General features: G+C 68.7%; 2 protein-coding genes and 1 pseudogene. All 3 read left to right on the forward strand.

Annotation, left to right across the window (positions count from 1 at the left end; all coding sequences use genetic code 11):
• Nucleotides 1-152: 152 nt before the first annotated feature.
• Nucleotides 153-395, forward strand: a pseudogene (locus QZ079_RS09285) (FAD-linked oxidase C-terminal domain-containing protein); the annotation flags it as partial.
• 163 nt (nucleotides 396-558) lie between these two features.
• Entirely contained in the window at nucleotides 559-1404 is an 846-nt protein-coding gene (locus QZ079_RS09290; RefSeq protein ID WP_297037561.1) for an electron transfer flavoprotein subunit beta/FixA family protein, read from the forward strand.
• Nucleotides 1401-1891, forward strand: a 491-nt coding sequence (locus tag QZ079_RS09295; RefSeq protein ID WP_297037562.1) for a 4Fe-4S binding protein, incomplete at its 3' end; no start/stop codon positions are given. The genes QZ079_RS09290 and QZ079_RS09295, both read left to right, overlap by 4 nt.

A 1891-nucleotide genomic window follows, 5' to 3' on the forward strand; every position in this document is an offset into this window, starting at 1 on the left:
GCACGGCCGTCGACCGCGAGACGCTGCGATTCTTTCGCCATGCGGTGCCGGAGAGCGTGAACATGCTCATCGACGAGCGTCGCCGCACGGAGCCCGCGATTACGAAGCTCGGCAGCGACATGTCCGTGCCGAACGAGCGCTTGGCGGACGTCATGGCGCTCTACCGCTCGACGCTCGCCGAGGCAGGTCTTGAGTCTGCCGCATGGGGCCATATCGGCGACAACCATCTGCACGTGAACATTTTGCCGCGCACGCGCGAGGAGTTCACGCGCGGCAAAGAGCTCTTCTGCCGCTGGGCGCGCGAAGTCACCGCGATGGGTGGCGCCGTCTCCGCCGAGCACGGCGTGGGCAAGATCAAGCGCGATTTCCTCGAGATCATGTATGGTGAGGAGGCCATTGCGCAGATGGCGCGCCTGAAGTTCGCCTTCGACCCGGCTGCGCAGCTCTGCCCGCACCGCTACCCCCTGCCATGGGGGACAGTCCCCAATGTCATGACAAAAGGGACAGGCGTTGCGCGGATGACCCGGCGTGCGCGCCCGTGGCCAAGGAGGTGCGGGCATGATGCATATCGTGGTATGCGTGAAAGCGGTTCCCGGATCGACCGAGGTACGCATGGATCCCGTCACCCACACGATCGTGCGCGATGGCGGCGCGGCGGTGGTGAACCCCTTCGATGCCGCTGCGCTCGAGGTGGCGCTCCGCATCAAGGAGGTGCTGGCGGCCGAGGGTTCGGGCTGCCGCGTAAGCGTGCTCTCCATGGGTATCCCGGCGACGGAGGCTCTGCTGCGCGACTGCATCGCCCGTGGCGCCGACGACGCGCTTCTGCTTTCCGACCGCGCCTTTGCCGGTGCGGACACGCTTGCGACGAGCTATGCGCTGTCGTGTGGCCTGCGTGAGCTGGGCATTGGCGGCGGCGCGGCGCGCGAGCCATGGCTCATCATCTGCGGAAAGATGGCGGTCGATGGCGATACCGCGCAGATCGGCCCCGAGCTCGCCGGCCTGCTCGACGTGCCCTGTGTGACCGACGTGCGCTCGTTCGCAAGCGAGGGCCTGAGTCCGGGACGGAAATACTCACCTGAGTGGATGCGCGTGCGCCATGGCGTGGACGAGGGCATCGAGACGGTTGAGGTGCCGCTTCCGGCGGTGATCACCGTGGCGAAGGATATCGTGCAGCCGCGCATGCCGAGCATCGCAGGCGTGCTTGCCGCGCGTGACGCGATGGTCGAAGTTCGCGGCGCGGCGGATGTGGGCGCGGACACGGCTCGCACGGGGCTCGCCGGATCGCCCACGCAGGTCGTGCGCTCATTCGTGCCCGAGCGTTCGGGTGCGTGCGAGACGCTTACCGGCACGCTTGCCGAGCAGGCGGCGTGCGTTGCGGAACTTTGGGGAGGTGGCGCGCGATGAGCGGTCTTGTGGTAGATGCCGAGCGCTGTGTGGGCTGCAAGCGCTGCGTCCGAGCGTGCGCCTTCGGTGGAATCGTGGTCGAAGGACGCCTCGCGCGCCCCACGGATGCGTGCGCGCTGTGCGGATCATGCGTCGAGGCGTGCCCGGTGCAGGCGCTTTCCATCGACCGCGGGCACGTGGCCGCCGGTGACGGTGCGGGTGCCGATGCGTCGGCATGCCGAGATATCTGGGTCGTGGCGCAGCTCGATGCCGCGGGCGCGGTGCTGCCCGTCACGTTCGAGCTCATCGCCAAGGCGCGAGAGCTCGCCTCCAGCCAAAAGGGACAGTCCCCTTTGGCGGGTCTGTCCCTTTTGGCAGAACGCCGGGTGGTGGCGGTGCTTGCGGAGGGCGCGGCGGCCGCAAGCCAGGCGTCGCAGCTCATCGCCGCCGGCGCGGACGAGGTGCTCCGTTGCCGCGACGGGCGGTTCCCCAGCGCGGACACGGCGGG

The sequence above is a fragment of the uncultured Enorma sp. genome (genome assembly GCA_905210055.1).
Taxonomy (GTDB): Bacteria; Actinomycetota; Coriobacteriia; order Coriobacteriales; family Coriobacteriaceae; genus Enorma.

Coding starts and splice junctions, on each gene's coding strand:
- QZ079_RS09290 (WP_297037561.1), top strand. CDS start 559: ATGATGCATATCGTGGTATGCGTGAAAGCGGTTCCCGGATCGACCGAG.